This window comes from Dactylosporangium darangshiense, assembly GCF_039537565.1.
Taxonomy (GTDB): domain Bacteria; phylum Actinomycetota; class Actinomycetes; order Mycobacteriales; family Micromonosporaceae; genus Dactylosporangium; species Dactylosporangium darangshiense.
In genome coordinates this window covers 123,278-141,250 of sequence record NZ_BAABAT010000023.1, presented here as the reverse complement: position 1 = coordinate 141,250, position 17,973 = coordinate 123,278, and the positions used below count along the sequence as shown (strand labels likewise).

Here is a 17,973-nt window from a genome sequence, read left to right as displayed (position 1 = left end):
CATGCCAGGATCGTGTGCGCTGCCAGGAACTGCCGCCAGGTGGGTCCGGCCCTGGTAGCCGGCGAGAAACTCCGTGCGGACCTCGGCCGGCACCGGCCCCCAGTTGTGGTAGCGGGTGCCGAGCAGGATCGCCGCGCGGGCCAGCTCGACGAGCCGGTGGTCGTGCTGGGCTTCCTCGAAGTTGAGGATCGCGGTGACCTCGTTGTCGGCAAACAAGATGTTGGCCGAGCGGAAGTCGAAGTGGACAAGTTGTCGCGGCAGCCGGTCGGGTGGAGCGGCGGTAACCAGCCCGCGCAGCACGTCGCGAGCCGCTGCCGGCAGATGCTCGGCGCGAGCGTCGAGCCAGCTGGTGACCCGCTGCGTCAACGGCTCACACGCAACGGCGAGTGCGGGAGGTCGAGCAGCGTCCGGGTATGCCGCCAGCGCGTCTTGCAGCCGGGCCAGTGCCGCTCCGGCCGCCCGCACTTGAGCGGGATCGGCGGTGTCGAGGAGATCGCCCTCGATCACCCGCTGCAGGCCCATCGAGACACCGTCGACCTCGGCCTGAAGACGGCCGTCTCGCGCGGGAACGGGCGCCGAAACCGGCAGCCCGCGGCCGTCCAGCCAGGTGGTGAGCCGCGCTAGCTCCGCCAGGCGGGAGAAACGCCCGGGCACCACCGACCACTTGGCGAGCAGCCGACCGGACGGCGTGCCTACCCACGCCAGCGCGTTGCCGCCACTCATCACGATCCGCTCGCAGGAGTCGACGCGAACGCCCCAGCGCTCGTCCAGCGTGTCCGCCACCCAGCGGGCAGCCGCCTGCGCTTGGCTGAAGCCGAACCTTCCGTCGAGCGCCTGGCGGGGGTCACGCGCCTCTCACAGCATCTCCAGCACCGGCGGATGCGATTCGTTCATGCGGCGCATCCCATCACGGGGCCGGCGGACTGTGCTCGCCCGGCGCCGCGGCCAGCCGGGTCAGGTTCGTGAAATTCCGGCTGCGGCACGGGCTACCAACAGCAGGCCAGTGGACCCGATCCGACCGGGGAAATGTGGGCTGATCTGCCTCAATCCGCGTAACCCGACTCGGCGCGACGGCCCTCGACTTGGGGATCAACTGGTAAGTAGCAGGAAAGCGACAAGATCTTGAGAAATCCAGGTGACAAGATCTTGAGAATCGGGTCCGAGTTGCTGATAACCACATGATCAAGCGACAAACGCGATGAGAACCTACATGTAGGTTCTCATCCAACTTTGTCGGCGTCTCACGAAAATGTCGGTCTACTTGTCGGTTCCGACACGTTAGGGAGGTATCCGTCGGCAATTGTTGATGTGACGTACATGCGGACCGCCAACCCTTGCGAAATCGCGTCTGCCACAGATCGGTCGAATTGACTACCGTGTCGGCATGGACAGAGCGGGTTACCGGCTGGCGATCGATTTCGGCACGTCGAGTACCGTCGCGGCGCTGGACGGGGGGAACGGGCGGACTGGCCCGCTGCTCTTCGATGCCTCGCCGCTGCTGTCCTCGGCGGTCTTCGCCGATGCGTCCGCGGTACTACTGACCGGCCAGGACGCCGAACGGGCCGCGGCCGGTTATCCGGCAGGGCTGGAGGCCAACCCCAAGCGGCGCATCAACGACGGGACCCTGTGGCTCGGTGAGCAGGAGTACGCGGTCGCCGAGATCATCGCCGCGGTCCTCAAACGGGTCGCCGACGAGGCGCAACGGGTAACCAACGGGGCGCCAGCCGGCACTGTGGTGCTCACCCATCCGGCGGCCTGGGGCCGCGCCCGGCTCGACGTGCTCGCCACCGCCGCCGCACGAGCGGGCCTCGAACGCGTCGGGTTCGTACCTGAGCCCGTCGCCGCCGCCGCGTACCTGATGACAGTTACCTCCGCATCGCTGCCCGACGGGCGCTGCCTGGTGATCTACGACCTGGGCGCCGGAACGTTCGATGCCACGGTGGTCCGCTCCGGGCCCGGCGGGTTCGAGGTCGTCGGTACCGCCGGGCTCGACGATATCGGCGGCATCGACCTCGACGCGGCGGTGGTTCGGCACGCTCGGGCGCTGACTGCCGGCGCCCGCGACGCCTGGCAGCGCCTCGACTGGCCCGGCACACCGAGCGACCAGCAGGCCCGTCAGGCGTTGTGGCGGGGCGCACGACAGGCGAAGGAGCAGTTGTCCCGCCACGCAACCGCCGACCTGCACGTTCCCCTGGCGGACGAGCGGATCCATCTGACCAGGGAGGAGTTCGAGCAGGCGGCCCGGCCGTACCTGGACCGCACCGCCGAGCTCACGCTCGGCCTGCTGCGCGAGGTGGGCGTCCCGCGCGAGCTGATCGGCGGCGTTCTTCTTGTCGGTGGCTCGTCGCGGATTCCGCTCGCCGCCACCATCCTGCATCGGGTGCTGCGGATCGCGCCGACCGCACTCGACCAGCCGGAGCTCGTCGTCGCCGAGGGCGCTCTGCAGGTGCCGCCCTCGGCCGTCCGGCACCTCGCGGAGCCCGGGCCCGCCCTGGTTGACGCATCCCTTCTCAGCAGCGACCCCGGGCCCGCGCCGGCAGGCCCGGCGCCGGTCATGGCCGCCGCATTTGTCGGCGCGCCAGCTGTCGACGCGGCGGGCGCTGACATGACCCACGTCGAGATGAGGTCAGCCGAGGTGACGCCAATCGGCGGGTCGCAACCCGACGCGGCGTCGGCGTCGGCGCTGGTCAACGACACCGCGGGGCGAGGCCCGGCACCGGCCGCCGAGCCGGCGATACCGGCGATCAGCGCCGTGGTGTCGGTGTACGCCCTCGCCGCCGGAACCGTCCTGCTGCTCGCCGGGCTGGCGCTGCCGTGGGTGATCTTTGAGCATTCGCTGCCCGAGCTGGCGTTGATCCACTTCTCGGACGTGAACTATGCGCGCTCCGCCGGGTCGCTCCTGGGCCTGGTCACGCTGTCCGGCTTCTGGCTGGGATTCCTTGCGGCGCCGGTGCTGGCCGCCGCGGTGTTCGTGGCGGCACGTGCCCGAAGTGTCAGGGCGTCCCGCAACGCCACTATCGAGTGGGGCCTGCGGATCGGCGGGGTCGCTGTGTCGGTCCTCTGGATCGTCACCGCGTTCGGCACCGACACGTACACCTTCGGCAGCGGCGAAGAGATCCGGTGGGGCCGGTCCGTCGCCGCCACCGGACTCGTCGTGCTCGACGTAGTGCTGCTGTTGGCGCCGGGTGCGGGCGCCGCGCCCGACACGACCGCTGGGCGGCGTCGCCCGTCGCGCGCCGTCCGGACGCTGGCCTTGTGCGCGGCCGTCCTCGTCGTTGTCATCTGTGTGGCGGTCGCGGTGACCACTCGCGACGGTGAGGTGGCGGTGCACTACGAGAACAATGCGTTCCCGGCGACGCGGTTCCTCGTCGTCGGCGCGCTGCTCGTCGCCGCACTGGTGGAGCTTGCATTTCCGCTGCGCGTCGCTGCCAGATACAGCGTCGCCATCGGTGTCGCCCGCTGGGCCGTGCTGCTGGTGTTCACGCTCGCCGTCGGGGAGACGACCGCCTATTTCTACAGCATCGACAACGTCATCACGGCAATACCACAGGAATCGGCGCGGGCGGTTGGGCGGTGGCTCGTCACCGCGCCCGTCGTCATGGGCGGCCTTGCCGCGGTTCTTGGCGGCGGCTCGCCGAGCCTGCGACGTTCGCGGGGCCTGGAGTAGTGTTTACTGCCCGTTCGGCGGAGATCGTCCGGGCTCGTTGACTCATACGTTAACGTCGTGCTGATCCGGTTGGGTATCGATCTCGGCACCTCCACCACCGTCGCCGTCCTGGCCGGAGCAGACGGCGGCGTGCGGAACCTGCTGTTCGACGCGTCTCCGTTGTTGTCCTCCGCAGTCTTCGCCGGCCCCGGCTCCGGGTTGCTGACGGGTCAGGACGCCGAACGGGCCGCGTCCGGGTATCCGGCGGGTCTGGAGGCTAACCCGAAGCGGCGTATCGACGACGGCATGGTGTGGCTGGGCGATGGCGAGTACGCGATCGCGGAACTGCTGGCGGCCGTGCTCGGGCGGGTCGCCGCGGAGGCACGCCGGGTGTCGGGCGCGGTCCCCGGCTCCGTTATCCTCACGCATCCCGCCTCCTGGCAACGGACCCGGCTGGGCATCCTCACCGATGCGGCCGAGCGGGCCGGGCTGGGCGAGGTCGGGCTCGTGCCGGAGCCCGTCGCCGCCGCTGCGTATTTCGCCACGGCGGGCGACGTACTGCCGGGGCGCTGCCTCGTCATCTACGACCTCGGTGCCGGTACCTTCGACGTCAGCGTGGTCCGCCGAACCGTCGAGGGCTTCGACGTGATCAGCGCGGCCGGCCTGCCCGACGTCGGCGGCCTAGACCTGGATGCGGCGATCGTGGCGCACGCGAGGTCGCTGACCGCGGAGCGCACGGACGGCTGGGGACGGCTGGACTGGCCGCGTACCAGCGAGGACGAGCAGGCGCGGCGGGCACTGTGGGCTTCGGCCAGGGCTGCGAAGGAGCGGCTCACCCGGCACGCCACCGCCGACGTGCACGTCCCGCTCGTCGGCGCCGACCTGCACCTGACCCGCGAGGAGTTCGATCGCGCAGTACGCCCGCTGCTGGAGCGCACCGCAAAGCTGACTGTCGAGGTGCTGCGCCAGACGGCCGTAGCACCCGACGAGATCGGCGGAGTGCTCCTGGTCGGCGGGGCGTCCCGGGTCCCCCTGGCGGCGACGCTGCTGCACCGGACGCTGCGCATCGCGCCGACCATCGTGGATCAGCCGGAGCTCGTCGTCGCCGAGGGGAGCCTGATCGCGCCGCTGTTGCGCACGCTTGCGGCTGCGCCAGCCGCGGCACGGGTGAGTGCAGCGGGTGTCACGCCCGGCGGGCCTGCCGTCCCGGCGGCGGCGCTCGTCAATGCGGCGGAGCCTGCGGGTGCCGTCGACATGCTGGACGGCGCGACGCCTGCCGCTGGAACAGATGACGCGCGGCCCGATGCCGGTCCGCGCGGCGGCGCGCGGGCGACCGACCCGCGCCGGCGCATCGCCATTGCTGTCGTCCTGCTCCTTGCCGTCGGTGTCGGCGCGGTGGCCCTGTATCGGCTGCTGAACCGACCCGATGCCGAGCTCGTCTACGAGCTTCGGGATCACACGAGTTCGGTCGAGTCGGTGGCGTTCAGTCCGGACGGCACGAAGCTCGCCTCGGCGAGCGTCGACAAGACAGTACGGGTGTACGACGCTGCGACGGGTAGGCCGCTTGGCGCCCCGATCGCCGGCAACAGCGAGGTTTACACGGTGGCGTTCAGCCCGAACGGCAAGATCATCGCCTCGGCCGGCGAGGACAGCCGCATCCATCTGTGGGACGCCGAGACCCACCAACCTTGGAAACTGGCAAAAATGACGGGCGCGGGCGGTACCGCGCCGTTCGCGGGCCACGGGCATCGAATCAGCGCCGTCGCGTTCAGCTCTGACGACACCGTTGCATCGATCGACTACGCCGGAGAAGTCCGGCTGTGGTCCATCGAGAACGGCGAACAGATCGGCGCGCCGTTCCCCGCGCCGCCGGAGCGGTTCGCGGCCAGCCGGCCCGCGATCGCGTTCTGCCCAGGCGACTCCACCCGCTTCGTGGCAAGCGGGCCCATCGAGGAACCCCAGTTCTGGACAACGTCGCCGCGAAAGGTCACCCCCGGAACCGGTGGCCACACCGGTGCGGTGGACGGCGTGGCGTACACCCCGGACTGCCGCTACGCCGTCAGCGCCGGCGCGGACAACACCGTCCGGATCTGGGACGCCACAACCTTCCACCCGAGGCAGATGACGTTGTCCGGCCAGACCGGCGGGGTCGACTCCGTCGCGGTCAGCCGCGACGGCCGGACGATCGCCAGCGGCGGCACCGACTCCACCATCCGGCTGTGGTCGGTCGAGACCGGCGATCAGACAGGGCTGATCGACCTCGGCGGCCTCGCTACAGGCGCGCTGGCCTTCAGCCCCGTCGACGCCAAAATCTTCGCCAGCGCCAACAGCGGTAGAGGAGGCACGGTCCGGCTCTGGCGGATCCGGTGACCGACACACGCTCCAACACACCGGGGCGCCGGGACGCCAGCCCTGTTCATACAGGGCCGTGGCGCGCTGAAGCGTGAACTGGTCGCGTGTCTACGCACCGGCCGCGCGCTGCGGGTGCCGCGCGCTCGCGGGCGCAAACGACGTGACGGCATGGTCACCCCCGAGGTGATGATCAGCGAACGGCCCGGCGAGGCCGACGACCGAGCCGTGCCCGGCCAGTGGGAAGGCGACCTGATCATCGGGCTGGACAGGTCCGCGATCGGAACTCTCGTCGAGCGAACCACCAGGTTCACGATGCTGCTGCACCTGCCCCGGATGGAAGGATATGGCGCCGAAGCCGGGGTAAGGACGGGCCGGCCCTGGCCGGGCACGGCGCCGAGGAGGTCCGCGACGCGATCGCCGCGACCATCACCACCCTGCCCGAACAATTGCGCCGGACGCTGACCTGGGACCGCGGCAAGGAACTCGCCCAACACGCCAAGCTGACGATCGACACCGGTATCCAGATCTACTTCGCCGACCCATACAGCCCATGGCAGCGGGGCACGAACGAAAGCGCCAACGGCCTGCTCCGCCAATAGTTCCCAAGGGCGCCGACCTGGCCCGCTGGAACCGTGACGAACTCGACGCCATCGCCGCCATCCACAACCACCCGTCCACGTAGGACACTCGGCTGGAAGACACCTGCCGAAGCCTTGAACGAACAGCTACTGTCACTGGAAAGCACCGGTGTTGCGACGACTGGTTGAAACCAGTCAGTACACCGGCGCCCAGCACGCCCACCTTGCCAGCAAGCACGGCGTGCGGTTGTCGGTCGGCCGGCGCGGGCCGTGCTGGGACAACGCTGTCGCCGAGTCGTTCTTCGCCACGATCAAACCGAACTCATCCACTGGCAAGCCTGGCCCACCCCGTGCTACCGCCCGGCAGGCGATATTCGAGTACATCGACGGTCCTCGGTCGCCGCCCCCCGTCCTCGCTCGGCTCCCGAGGCCCGCTGTCGGCTGCCGCGACGTCGGCCGTCACCGCCCCTCGTCGCCGTCGAAGACCTGGGGCTCCTGGTGCTCGGCCTCCTGCCGCTCGCTCACAGGAGTTGCCGATCGAGTCGAGACCGTGCTCCGGGCGGTGAGCGACAACGCCTGACCGCCGGGTCAGCGTGGCGGGATCTTATCCTTGGTGACCGCGTTTTCGAGTTCCCGGGCGAAGGCGTCCGGGTCACGGGTACGCGCGTAGGTCGACACCGCATCGTAGAAGCCCTCCTGGAACTCCGGGCTCATGGCCTCGCCGTGGGCGACCGAAAGCAGCACCGATGAGCCCCAGAGGCTCTTCGAGGCATCCCGCTGGTAGGCGGACAGGGACGAAATATCGATATTTCGGAGTACCGGTACCGACCCCTTCGCCTTACTGAACGGAATCTGGGTCGCCGGCTTACTGATGTCGTTGAGGAAGGCAAGGGCGTTCTTGGCGTTCTTGGCCCTGGTCGCGGCCACGAAGACGTCGACAACCGCGAGGAAGCTGTCGCCCGTGCCGGGAAACGCCACAGCTCCGAAGTCTTTGTCATCCTGTGCGCCGTCGGTGACCAGCTCGCCATATACCGAGTCGTTCATGGACTCGAAGGCGCAACCACCGGTGGCGAGCTTTCTTGTCGCCGCGTCCCAGGTCAACGTGCCGGCCTCGGGATCGGCGTAGGCGAGGATATCGCCGAAGGTCCGCAGCGCCGTGCGCACCTGCGCGCTGCGCCAATTGAGGCGGTCGTCAGCCATGTCCTGCCAGCCCTGCACCCCGATTGTGCTAAGTAGCACGTTCTCGAACAGCTCGACGGTGGTGAACGGGTCCTTGCCGCCGAGACACAGGGGAGTGGCTCCAGACGCCTTGACCTTTTGCAGTCCGTCCAGGAAGGCGGCGAGGGAATAGCCGCTGGAGGGCAGCGTGACGCCGGCTCGGTTGAGTAGCGAGATGTTGAACCACAGCATGTTGCTGCGATGAGCACCCGTCGGCACCCCGTACGGCTTGCCGTCGTGCATGAGCGAACGCAGGATGGTCGGCTGCATCGTCGCGCGGAGGCCACCGTCGGTGAAGACCGACGCGACGTCGCGGATGACGCCGCGGTCGGCGTAGCCTTGCACGGACTTGCCCGCGAAGGTCTGCCAGACGTCCGGTGGGTTGCCATGCTGCAGCCGCTTGGCCAGCGCCACGACCGCCTGTGACCCGGCGCCGCCTGCGACCGCAGCATTTACGACCTCGACATTCGGATTCGTCTGGTGCATAGCGGACAAAAGGACGTTCAGCGCGGCGGCCTCCGACCCGGAGGTCCACCACGACAGGACCTCGAGCTGCTTGGTGTCCGTCGTGGCGCTCGTCGGCTTCTGCGCGCCGCAGCCGGTCACGGCGAGCGCCACGACCACGACTGCCGCGACCGCGCGGCGCCGGCGGTTCATGCCGCGCCCCCGGTGACGGTGCTCGGCCCGGCGTCCCCGGGCAGGTCTGACTGGGTGCTCCCGCGGACGGACGCGGGCGCGGCCCTGAGGTCGTAGAGCGCGTAGAGCCCGACGACGGCGAAGCAGGCCGCTGGGACGACAAAGGAGATCGCCGCGCTCGTCTCGTCCACGAGCTTGCCCTGTACCAGCGGCATGATCGCGCCGCCCACGATGGCCATCACGAGGCCGGCGGCGCCGAACTTGGTCGCCGGCCCGAGCCCTTTGAGGGCAACGCCGTAGATTGTCGGGAACATGAGCGACAGACAGAAGGACAGGGCGACCACGGCGAGGACCCCTGCGAGGTTGGGACTCAATATCGCGAACAAGCACAGCACCACCGCCAGGAAGGCCAGCACGGCGAGCACCGTGGTGGCGCGCACGCGACCGATCACCCACGTCATCAGGAAGCGTGATCCAAGGAAGACGAGCAAGCTGACCTGAAGGTAGGCGCCGCCCTTCTGCAGGCTGCCGCCCAGTGCCTGCTGTACGTACTGGATCAGGAACGTCCAGGTGCACACCTGAGCCGCGACGTTTGCAAACTGGGCGATCACCCCGAAGCGGTACCGCTTGCTGCGCCACAGCACCTCGAACAGGTGGCCGGTGCCGCCGGTGTGCGGGCCGGTGTCGGGGAACTCCTCGACGATCGGCGGTGCCTTCTGACTCGCGATGGCGACGGCGATGAGTGCCAGCAGGACGGCCAGCCCCAGGTAAGGGGCCATCACGGCGCCGAGCTCGCCCGCGCGGATGGCGTGCAGCTGGTCCTGGCTCAGCGACGAGATGTCCACCGGTTCCGCGAGTTTGGGCAGGATGAGGGTCGAGGCCAGCAGCACACCGATGTTCGTCCCCAGCGGATTGAATGCCTGGGCTAAGTTCAGTCGCCGGGTCGCTGTCTCTTCCGGGCCGAGTGACATGACGTACGGGTTCGCGGAGGTCTCCAGGATCGAGCAGCCGGCGGCCATCGCAAACAGGGCCAGCAGGAACGCCTCGTACGTCATGATCTTGCTTGCAGGGTAGAAGAGGAAGGCGCCCAGCGCCGCCAGCCCCAGTCCGGTGAGGATTCCCGTCTTGTAGCCGAAGCGCTGGTTGAGAAAGGCCGCCGGGAGCGCGAGCAGGAAGTATGCGCCGAAGTACGCCAACTGGACCAGCGACGCCTGGAAGGTGCTCATCTGGAAGATGCGCTTGAAGCCCGCCACCATCGGCGTGGTCAGGTCCTGCGCTATGCCCCAAGCGGTGAAACAGCCGATCAGAGCAATGAAGAGCAGTAGCATCCCGCGGCCGAGCAACTGCCGCCGCTGTCCCCGCTCGTCTTCATCCGCTAATGGCGGCGCCATGCTGGCCGTCGGCACTCCTTCCGTGAACCGCGGGTACCGGCGGTTGGTCGGTGACCTGGTGCAGTGGACTCGCAAAGGCGGATCGATGGAACAAGCGGGATAAAGACGGGCGCTGGCAGGAACGTCGTCGCGCCGCCCTACCCAACCCGACGCGCCACAAACCGGTTCGACGACGACGGCGTCGGAGCCCTTGACCAAGTCACTGACACGGGTGCCGTGCGCGATGGCTCCGGCGCCGTCGAAGACCCGCTGGATGGTGACCCGTCGCGCGGGGCCTGTTCCGGACCGGCGCTTCACCTGCCGCGCACCCGATGGGCCAGGGGCACGGGAACGTCGAGGCCCGTATACACTCCGGCGGCGTTCATCCGATCTTGGTCCACGAAGGAGTTACGCCCTCATGCGACACCTCACGGCCGCGCTCATCGCGACGGCGGTGCTGGTCGTCGGCGCCGGCTGCGCCGACACCACCGCAGAGCAGTCCGCCGCCGGCGCCTCCGCGCCCGCCGCGTCGTCCTCACCGTCAGCGTCGGCGGCCCCGGACGCCAAAGTCTGCGAGGACGTCAAGAAAGTCCACCTGGAGTACAGCGCCAAGGTCAGCGATCTCCTCGACAAGGAGACCAACGCGTCCAAGCAGGGCGACACCGCCGGCGCCGATGCCCTCCTGGCACAGCTGCGGGCCGCGGCGGTCGAGTGGGCCAGCAAGCTCGAACCCATCGCCGGCCAGGCACAAGGCCCGGAGCTGCGTACCTCGCTCGCGAACCTCGTCGCCGCGCTCAAGCAGTACAACGCCGGCAACGGCTACGACAACGTCGCCACCACGCTGAAGGCAAGTCGCGAGACGACGGACACGCTGATCAAGTTCTGCCCCTGACGGCCGGCACGCTACGGCTTATTGCCAGGCGCCGCCGGTCTGGGCTGCCGTACCCGGCCGGCTGTGGGTGAAAGCCATCGCTACACCCGCCACCGCGCATTTCCAGGCCGAGTGACACCAGGCGCTGCTGGACGCCGTCGTGCAGGTTGCGTTCGATGCTGCGGCGAGCCTCGTCGGCGACCACGACGATCCGCGCCCGCGACGGTGTGAGCTCCGCCCGGCTCTCGGTGTTGCAATCGCGGTCGCGACGAGCTCGGTGAACTGCGCCAGTCGCTCTTCGGCGTCGGATGGCGGCGGCGCGGCCACGACACGCTGGATGAGCAGTCGCCGGCCATGCACGGTCGGCCGGGCGTTACGGTGGGCCATGAGACCTCCGGTTCGGTGAAGCGTCGCAACTCCACCTCGCCGGAGGTCTTCCTATCGATCAAGCCGCCACGCCGTGTCATCAACGCTCATGGTCAGTACATCTAGGCGTACCGGCTGGACGTACCCGGCGCACAGACGTGCTCACGCTATGCCGATCCCCGGTCACGACCGAGTGAGACGCCGGGTGGCCAACCGACCGGTCGACCGGCCCGTCCTCGAACCACCAACGCTTCGGGGAATGCTCGCCTTCACGGAAACCCAGCGAGAAACGGCCATACCCCAAGCCAACCAGGCATGACGTCCCGCCCGATGGCTACGTCCAGCGCAGCGTTACCCCTTGAGATCGGGTAGCGGCCGCTGGCAGATCTCGTGGGCCTGGTCGGCCGAAAGGCCGAGCATGCGCAGCAGGTCCTCGGTGACCTGGTCGGCGGCTCCTGCGTCGTCGCGCTCCGGGTGGTCGTGCAGTAGTTGGCCGAGGCACAGCGCGGCGCCGGCCACGGTCACCATCGCCAATTCGGGGTCGCGAACGTTGAATCGGCCGGCGTGGATGCCGTTTTCGATGTCGCGGCGGGCTCGTGGTGCGAGTCCCCGGTCCGACGTGGTCAGCACGAGGCCGTAGTTGAGCAGGACCTTGCTGAGGTCGGGTTCCCGGCGGTGGAGGCGCCCGGTCAGGCGGAAGCTCTGAGCGAAGACGTGGGCCGGGTCGTCCAGGCCCTGCGTCAGTTCGTCGAGCAGGGCGCCGTGGCGCTCGAGGGCGTCCTCCAGCGCGGCGTGGAAGAGCTGTTCCCTGCTGTCGAAGTGGTTGTAGAACGACCCCATTCCCACGTCCGCGGTCTGAGTGAGCTCAAGGATCGGAACGTTGAGCTTCCCGGACGCGATGAAGGTCTGGGCCGCACGCACCAGCGCGGCCCGCGTGTGGGCCTTGCGTCGTTCCAGGCGTGTCGGGGCTTCCGCGGTCCGGTCCACCATGCCTGCGCCCTCCTCCAAGGTCGGATGTGCCCACCCTACCCAAGGCCTTCAGAAATGACGGAATCGTCAGTGTCCCTTGACTGACGCTACGCTCGTAAGTGACGATTTCGTCAGTGTTACGGAGGGAGGCGTCAGATGATCGGCCAGCACGATCCGCACACCGGTCTGCACAGCGAACAGGGCGCCCTGCGGGGCGAGCATCCGGGCAGAGCGCGCAACCCGATCGTCAAGGTGCGCGGCCTGGCCTGGCTGGAGTTCCAGAAGCCCGACCTTGATGGGGCCGAGGTGTTCGCCCAGGCCTTCGGCTTCACGACGTCGCTGCGCACCCAGGACGAACTGCAGCTGCGGGGCACGGATGCGGGCTCGCCCTGCGTGCTCATTCGCCGAGGCCCACGGTCGCGGTTCATGGGCCCCGCCTTCATGGCCGCAGAACCGACGGACGTGGTGCGGCTCGCGGACGCTACGGGCAGGACGATCGCCACGCTGCCGGAGACCCTGGGTGGGGTGACGGTGGATCTGATGGATCCGAGCGGACTGCGAGTGCGCGTCGTATCCGGCACGCACGAGCTTCCCGCACTTGCGGCCCAGCAGGCACTCACGTTCAACATCGGGCACGACGCCACGCGGGTGAACGCCACCCAGCGGCCCCCGCGCGAGCCGGCCAACGTGCAGCGGCTCGGTCACGTCGTACTGCAGACCACAAAGTACCTCGCGACGCTCAGCTGGTATCTCGAGCACCTGGGCCTGATCGTCAGCGATTTCCTGTACTACCGAGGACAGCGCGAGCGTGGCCCGGTCATGAGCTTCATCCGCTGCGACTGCGGGGGCACGCCCACCGATCACCACACGCTCGCGATGGTCCTCGGCCCGGCCAACCGGTACGTGCACTCGGCCTACCAGGTCGCCGACCTCGACGCGCTGGCCGCCGGCGGCGAGTACCTGCTCGAGCGGGGCTACCAGCGGTCCTGGGGGATCGGCCGACACATCCAGGGCAGCCAGCTCTTCGACTACTGGCGCGACCCGGACGGCTTCCTGGTCGAGCACTTCAGCGACGGCGACCTGTTCGACTGCACGCTCGAGCCGGGCTGGGCGCCGATGAGCGCCTCCGGGCTTGCCCAGTGGGGTCCGCCAGCGACCAGGGACTTCCTCGGCATCAAACCCGGCCGGGAAGCGTTTCGCGAGCTGCGCGCCGTCATCGGCGCACTGCGCCAGGACAACGAGTTCGACCTCAACCGCCTCCGCGGTCTGTTGAAAGTAGCCACCTCGTGACCATTTCCGTCGTCCATACTCCCGACGCCTGGTGGGTGCTCACCCCAACCGGCGCCGCCAAGGTGAACACCAGCGCCACGACCACCGCCGCCCTGCTGGCCGACCGGCAGGCGATCCTCGCGGCCGCGACGAGCAGGGACATCGTCCCGGTCGACGGCCTTGCCCTGGTCTCCCCGGTGACGGCGCCCTGCCGCGTCGTCGCCCAGATGACGAACTTCGCCTCGCACGTCAAGGACACGAACGGCAATCCCGAGACCGTCCCGTTGACGTTCTTCCGCAAGACGTCGGGCTCGATCAGCGGCCCGTTCGACGACGTAGTCCGCCCCGCCCACGTCCGGCTGCTGGACTACGAGGCGGAAATCGGGCTCGTCTTCGGCCGCGAGACGCCCGTCGGCACGACCATCACCGCGGACAATATCGCCGACTACGTCGCGGGCCTGGTGGTCACCAACGACGTCTCGGCGCGTGATGTCCAGCTTCCGCAGACGCAGTTCTACGAGGCCAAGTCGTACCCGACGTTCACCCCGGTCGGGCCCGCGCTGGTGCTGCTCGACGCCGACGAGCTCAAGCGGTTCACCGATCTGCGGCTGCAGCTGTGGGTCAACGGCGAACTCCGGCAGAACATGACGGCCGCAGACATGATCTACCTGCCCGTCCAGACGCTGCAGGCGCTGACCCGCTTCCAGCGACTCGACGCCGGTGACCTGCTGCTGACCGGCACGCCCGTGGGGACGGCCCTGAGTGCCCCGCCGAAGCCGGTCGAGCTCGTCGCCTCGCTGCTGCCACCCGCGGTGAAATGGAAGCTCTTCTTCAGCGGCCAGGCGCACAACCCGAAGTACCTGAAGGACGGCGATGTCGTCGAGACCGCGATCGCCACCGACGACGGCGCGATCGATCTCGGCCGGCAGCGCACGGTCGTGAGGCACGCTCAATGACCGAGGACCTGCTGTGGCCCGACTACGCCACGCCCGACGACCTGGCCGCGATCGAGGCCGTGCCGCTCGAGGCGCGTGGTCTGCCCGAATCGACCTACGCGTTGCTCGCGCGAGCAGCGACACACTGGCCCAACCGTACGGCGATCACCGTCCTGCCGGACGCCGCCCGCTGGCGGGAGCCGCTGAGCCGCACCTTCGTCGAAGTCCTGGCCGACGTCCACCGATACGCCAACCTGCTCCACCACCTCGGTATCCGACGGCGTGACGCGGTCGCCGTGATGGCACCCAACTGCGCCGAACTGATCACCGCGACGCTGGCCGCACAGCTCGCCGGGATCGCCGTACCCCTGGGCGGCAGCCTGTCACGGCCACACCTCGGCGAACTCCTTGGACGCTGCGGTGCCCGGGTCCTGATCACGGCCGGGCCCGACCTCGCGCCGGACACGTGGGACACCGCGCAAGCGCTCGCCCGCGACGGCCTGCTCGACGCGATCCTGGCAGTGCGGCCCACCGAGGCGGCGTGCACGCCCGAGCCGCTGCCCGCGGTCGCCGGCGTGCGCGTCGGCTATCTGGGCGAGCTCGCCGCCGCCATGGGCTCGTCCACTTTCGACGGTGACCTGCCCCGCTTGTCGGATCTGGCCGCGATGTTCCATACCGGCGGCACCACCGGCACGCCGAAACTGGCCGCGCACACGCACGCCAACGAGATCACCGACGCCTGGATGCTGGCCGCCAGCAATCTGTTCGACCAGGATTGCGTGGCCTTCGCGGCCCTTCCGTTGTTCCACGTCAACGCACTCGTCGTCACCCTGCTCGCGCCCATGTTCAAGGGGCAGACGGTGGTGTGGGCCGGTCCGCTGGGCTACCGCGACCCTGCCCTGTACGGCGAGTTCTGGAAGATCGTCGAGCACTACCGGATCGCAGCCATGAGCGCGGTGCCCACCGTGTACGCCACGCTGGCCCAGTGCCCGGTCGACGCCGACATCAGCAGCCTGCGATTCCCGATGGTGGGGGCCGCGCCGCTGCCCATCGCGGTCCGGGACAGCTTCCGGGCCTCCACCGGGACAAGCCTGATCGAGGGATACGGCCTGACCGAGGCGACCTGCGCGAGCGCACGCAGCTTCCCCGAAGCGCCGCGGCCGCGCTCCGTCGGGCAGCGCCTGCCCTATCAGCGAATGCGGGCGGTGCATGTCGGAGCGGACGGAACCTGGGAGGAGCTACCCCCAGGATCGACGGGCGTGCTGGCTATCAGCGGCCCGACGGTCTTCCCCGGCTACGTCATCGGCCGCGGCGAGAACGGCCACGTCCTGGACGGCCTTGGCAAGCTCGTTGACGGCTGGCTGGACACAGGCGATCTCGCAGGCATCGACGGGGACGGGTTCGTCTACCTCGCCGGCCGGGCCAAGGACCTCATCATCCGCGGAGGGCACAACATCGACCCGGCGAGCATCGAGGACGCGCTGCTGGCCCATCCGCAGGTCACCGCGGCCGGCGCGGTCGGGCGCCCCGACCTCCATGCCGGCGAGGTACCCGTCGCCTACGTCACCCTCGCTCCCGGCGCCACGGTAACCGAGAGCGAACTGCGCGACTGGACACATGAGCGGGTGCCCGACCCCGCCGCGGCGCCCAAGGCCGTGACGGTCCTCGATGCACTTCCCGTCACCGCCGTGGGCAAGCTGTACAAGCTCGCGCTGCGGGCGGACGCCACCCGTAGCGAGCTCCGCGCCGCACTCGACGAGATCGACGGGGTGCACGACATCGAAGCCACAATCAAGGGCAGCGCCATCGTAACCACCGTCAAGGTCTCTCCATCCACCGACGAGGCGGCCATCAAGGCCATCCTGGGCCGTTATGCCATCGAATGGCGATTGGTGGTGCTGTCGTGACACTCGCTTCGGCCATCCTCGCGGGGCTGCTCGCCCTGGTCTTCCTCGCCCTGGGTACGGCCAAAATCCTGACCCTGGCGCCGATGCGCGTGCGGGCCGCGGAGGCAGGGTTTTCCACCGCCGCCTACCGCCGCATCGGCGTGCTCGAGATCGCCGGCGCGACGGGATTGCTCACCGGCCTGATCGAGCCGCCGATCGGCGGTCTGGCCGGTGCCGGGCTGCTGCTCCTGCTCGGCGCAGCCGTCGTGGTGCACCTGCGCAACGGCGACGGCCCGCGGAAGTCCACCCCCGCCGTCATCTGCGGTCTCCTCGTCGCCTCCTACCTGATGCTCCATCTCGGTACGACGCGGTGAGCGCGGTTCCCGTGGTGATCGTCGGCGCGGGCCCCACCGGGCTGACCGCCGCGACGCTGCTCGGCCAGTACGGCGTCGAGTGCCTGCTGCTGGAGCGGTGGGCGTCGGTTTACCCGCAGCCGCGCGCGGTCGCCCTCGACGACGAGGTCCACCGCATCCTGGCGCGCCTCGGTCTCCGCGATGCGTTCGCCGCGATCTCCAGACCACACCGGGGGCTGCGACTCGTCGACCGCAGCATGCGGGTGCTGGCCGAGTTCCGGCGCGACGGCGAGCACGGTCGGCACGGCTATCCCGAGGGAAGCATGTTCGACCAGCCTGAGCTGGAGGCGATCCTGCGCGGGAACCTCCAGCGGTACGGCAGCGTGACCGTCCGCGGCGGCACCGAGGTCACCACGCTCACCCAGGAGGCCGGCAGCGTGCGGGTCGACGTCACGGACCGGACGACCGGCAGGCGGTACCACGTGCTTGCCGAGTATGTCCTGGGCTGCGACGGCGCCAACAGTCTCATCAGGGCCGCAATCGGCGCCACCATGCAGGATCTGCAGTTCACGCAACGCTGGCTCGTCGTCGACGTAGCCACTGACGCCGACCTCGGCCATTGGGAAGGCGTCCATCAGGTCTGCGATTCCGTCCGCGCGGCCACGTACATGCGCGTCGGGCAGACCCGCTACCGGTGGGAGTTCCGCATGACGCCGGATGAGACGGCCGAGCACTACCGCGACATCACCCACCTGCATCCGCTGATCATGCCGTGGACCAAGGCCGTCCCGGCCGAGGCGCTGCACATCGTCCGAGTGGCCGAGTACACCTTCCGCGGGCAGGTCGCCGACCGGTGGCGCGACCGGCGGGTGTTCCTGCTCGGCGACGCCGCCCACCTCACCCCGCCGTTCATCGGCCAGGGCATGTCTGCCGGGCTGCGAGACGCGATGAACCTCGCCTGGAAGCTCGCCGGGGTTCTCGGCGCGACTCTGCCCGGCACCGTCCTCGACACCTACGAGATCGAACGCAAGGCCCACGCCCGTTCGATGATCAGGCTGGCGATACTGCTCGGCACCGCGATGACGGGCGGCGGCCGGTTCGGCCACGTCGCCCGCCGCGTCGTCGCGCCGCGGTGGCGCCTCATACCCGGCCTCAGGCAGCAGGCCATGCACAGCGCGACGCCGGCGCTGCGCCGATCCGCCCTGGTGATGCGGCCACGGCTGCGCCGCACCCTGGCGGGCACGCTGTGCCCGAACGCGGTCGTCGACGGCGCCGGCCGTTTCGACGACGTGGCCGCAGGCCGGTTTGCAGTGGTCACGTCCGTCGCGCCGTCCGCCGCGCAACGAGCAGAGATCGAACGCCGCGGCGCGGTGTTGGTCGCCGCCTCACCCGGCGGTCAACTACACCAGTGGCTGATACAAGGCGGTGCATGCGCCGCCGTCGTGCGCCCGGACGGCACGGTGATGCGTGCTGGGCATGACCTGCCGGACCTGTGCGCCGCCTTGCCGGTGTTCCGGGCTTGAG

11 protein-coding genes and 2 pseudogenes are annotated in these 17,973 nt (G+C 69.3%); 9 read left to right on the top strand and 4 right to left on the bottom strand.

The features are described from left to right. Positions 1–36: 36 nt before the first annotated feature. Positions 37–894: pseudogene (locus ABD901_RS34195) on the bottom strand (phosphotransferase); the annotation flags it as partial. A 490-nt stretch (positions 895–1,384) separates the two neighbouring features. On the opposite strand from ABD901_RS34195, the gene ABD901_RS34190 reads away from it, so the two are divergent. The 3 genes and pseudogenes from ABD901_RS34190 to ABD901_RS34180 all read left to right on the top strand — a co-directional run. Continuing rightward, a complete protein-coding gene (locus tag ABD901_RS34190; protein WP_345133264.1) occupies positions 1,385–3,667 on the top strand; it encodes an Hsp70 family protein in 2,283 nt (760 codons plus the stop codon). A gap of 57 nt (positions 3,668–3,724) precedes the next feature. Beyond that, positions 3,725–6,016: an Hsp70 family protein gene (locus tag ABD901_RS34185; RefSeq protein ID WP_345133262.1), complete on the top strand. Its 2,292-nt coding sequence runs from the start codon at positions 3,725–3,727 to the stop codon at positions 6,014–6,016. Positions 6,017–6,055: 39 nt separating this feature from the next. After that, positions 6,056–6,765, top strand: a pseudogene (locus ABD901_RS34180) (IS30 family transposase); the annotation flags it as partial. A gap of 399 nt (positions 6,766–7,164) precedes the next feature. Here ABD901_RS34180 and ABD901_RS34175 read toward each other — a convergent pair. Both ABD901_RS34175 and fucP read right to left on the bottom strand, forming a co-directional pair. Continuing rightward, positions 7,165–8,412 carry an ABC transporter substrate-binding protein gene (locus ABD901_RS34175; protein ID WP_345133260.1) on the bottom strand — a complete coding sequence of 416 codons (1,248 nt, stop codon included), beginning with the start codon at positions 8,410–8,412 and terminating at the stop codon, positions 7,165–7,167. Positions 8,413–8,447: 35 nt separating this feature from the next. Further along, entirely contained in the window at positions 8,448–10,118 is a 1,671-nt protein-coding gene (gene fucP, locus ABD901_RS34170; RefSeq protein WP_345133258.1) for an L-fucose:H+ symporter permease, read from the bottom strand. A 100-nt stretch (positions 10,119–10,218) separates the two neighbouring features. Here fucP and ABD901_RS34165 point away from each other — a divergent pair, with 100 nt between their 5' ends. Next, complete coding sequence (locus ABD901_RS34165) at positions 10,219–10,692, top strand: hypothetical protein (protein ID WP_345133255.1); 474 nt, start codon at positions 10,219–10,221, stop codon at positions 10,690–10,692. A 696-nt stretch (positions 10,693–11,388) separates the two neighbouring features. Here the strand turns inward: ABD901_RS34165 and ABD901_RS34160 are convergent. Continuing rightward, positions 11,389–12,027 carry a TetR/AcrR family transcriptional regulator gene (locus ABD901_RS34160; protein ID WP_345133253.1) on the bottom strand — a complete coding sequence of 213 codons (639 nt, stop codon included), beginning with the start codon at positions 12,025–12,027 and terminating at the stop codon, positions 11,389–11,391. 135 nt (positions 12,028–12,162) lie between these two features. Here ABD901_RS34160 and ABD901_RS34155 point away from each other — a divergent pair, with 135 nt between their 5' ends. From ABD901_RS34155 to mhpA, 5 genes are read left to right on the top strand one after another with little or no spacing between them, the layout of a single operon-like run. After that, positions 12,163–13,296 carry a VOC family protein gene (locus ABD901_RS34155; protein WP_345133252.1) on the top strand — a complete coding sequence of 378 codons (1,134 nt, stop codon included), beginning with the start codon at positions 12,163–12,165 and terminating at the stop codon, positions 13,294–13,296. After that, positions 13,293–14,231: a fumarylacetoacetate hydrolase family protein gene (locus tag ABD901_RS34150; RefSeq protein ID WP_345133250.1), complete on the top strand. Its 939-nt coding sequence runs from the start codon at positions 13,293–13,295 to the stop codon at positions 14,229–14,231. Before ABD901_RS34155 ends, ABD901_RS34150 begins: the two co-directional genes overlap by 4 nt. Next, positions 14,228–16,117, top strand: a complete 1,890-nt coding sequence (locus tag ABD901_RS34145; protein ID WP_345133248.1) for an acyl-CoA synthetase — start codon at positions 14,228–14,230, stop codon at positions 16,115–16,117. The genes ABD901_RS34150 and ABD901_RS34145 overlap by 4 nt, the downstream gene beginning before the upstream one ends. After that, entirely contained in the window at positions 16,114–16,470 is a 357-nt protein-coding gene (locus tag ABD901_RS34140) for a DoxX family protein (RefSeq protein WP_345133246.1), read from the top strand. Before ABD901_RS34145 ends, ABD901_RS34140 begins: the two co-directional genes overlap by 4 nt. Continuing rightward, a complete protein-coding gene (gene mhpA / locus ABD901_RS34135) occupies positions 16,467–17,972 on the top strand; it encodes a bifunctional 3-(3-hydroxy-phenyl)propionate/3-hydroxycinnamic acid hydroxylase MhpA (RefSeq protein ID WP_345133244.1) in 1,506 nt (501 codons plus the stop codon). Before ABD901_RS34140 ends, mhpA begins: the two co-directional genes overlap by 4 nt. The last annotated feature ends 1 nt before the right edge of the window (position 17,973 follow it).

Excerpts from the sequence above, each read along its gene's own strand:
- ABD901_RS34190 (WP_345133264.1), top strand. The coding sequence starts at position 1,385 with ATGGACAGAGCGGGTTACCGGCTGGCGATCGATTTCGGCACGTCGAGT.
- ABD901_RS34165 (WP_345133255.1), top strand. The coding sequence starts at position 10,219 with ATGCGACACCTCACGGCCGCGCTCATCGCGACGGCGGTGCTGGTCGTC.
- ABD901_RS34160 (WP_345133253.1), bottom strand. The coding sequence starts at position 12,027 with ATGGTGGACCGGACCGCGGAAGCCCCGACACGCCTGGAACGACGCAAG.
- ABD901_RS34155 (WP_345133252.1), top strand. The coding sequence starts at position 12,163 with ATGATCGGCCAGCACGATCCGCACACCGGTCTGCACAGCGAACAGGGC.
- ABD901_RS34145 (WP_345133248.1), top strand. The coding sequence starts at position 14,228 with ATGACCGAGGACCTGCTGTGGCCCGACTACGCCACGCCCGACGACCTG.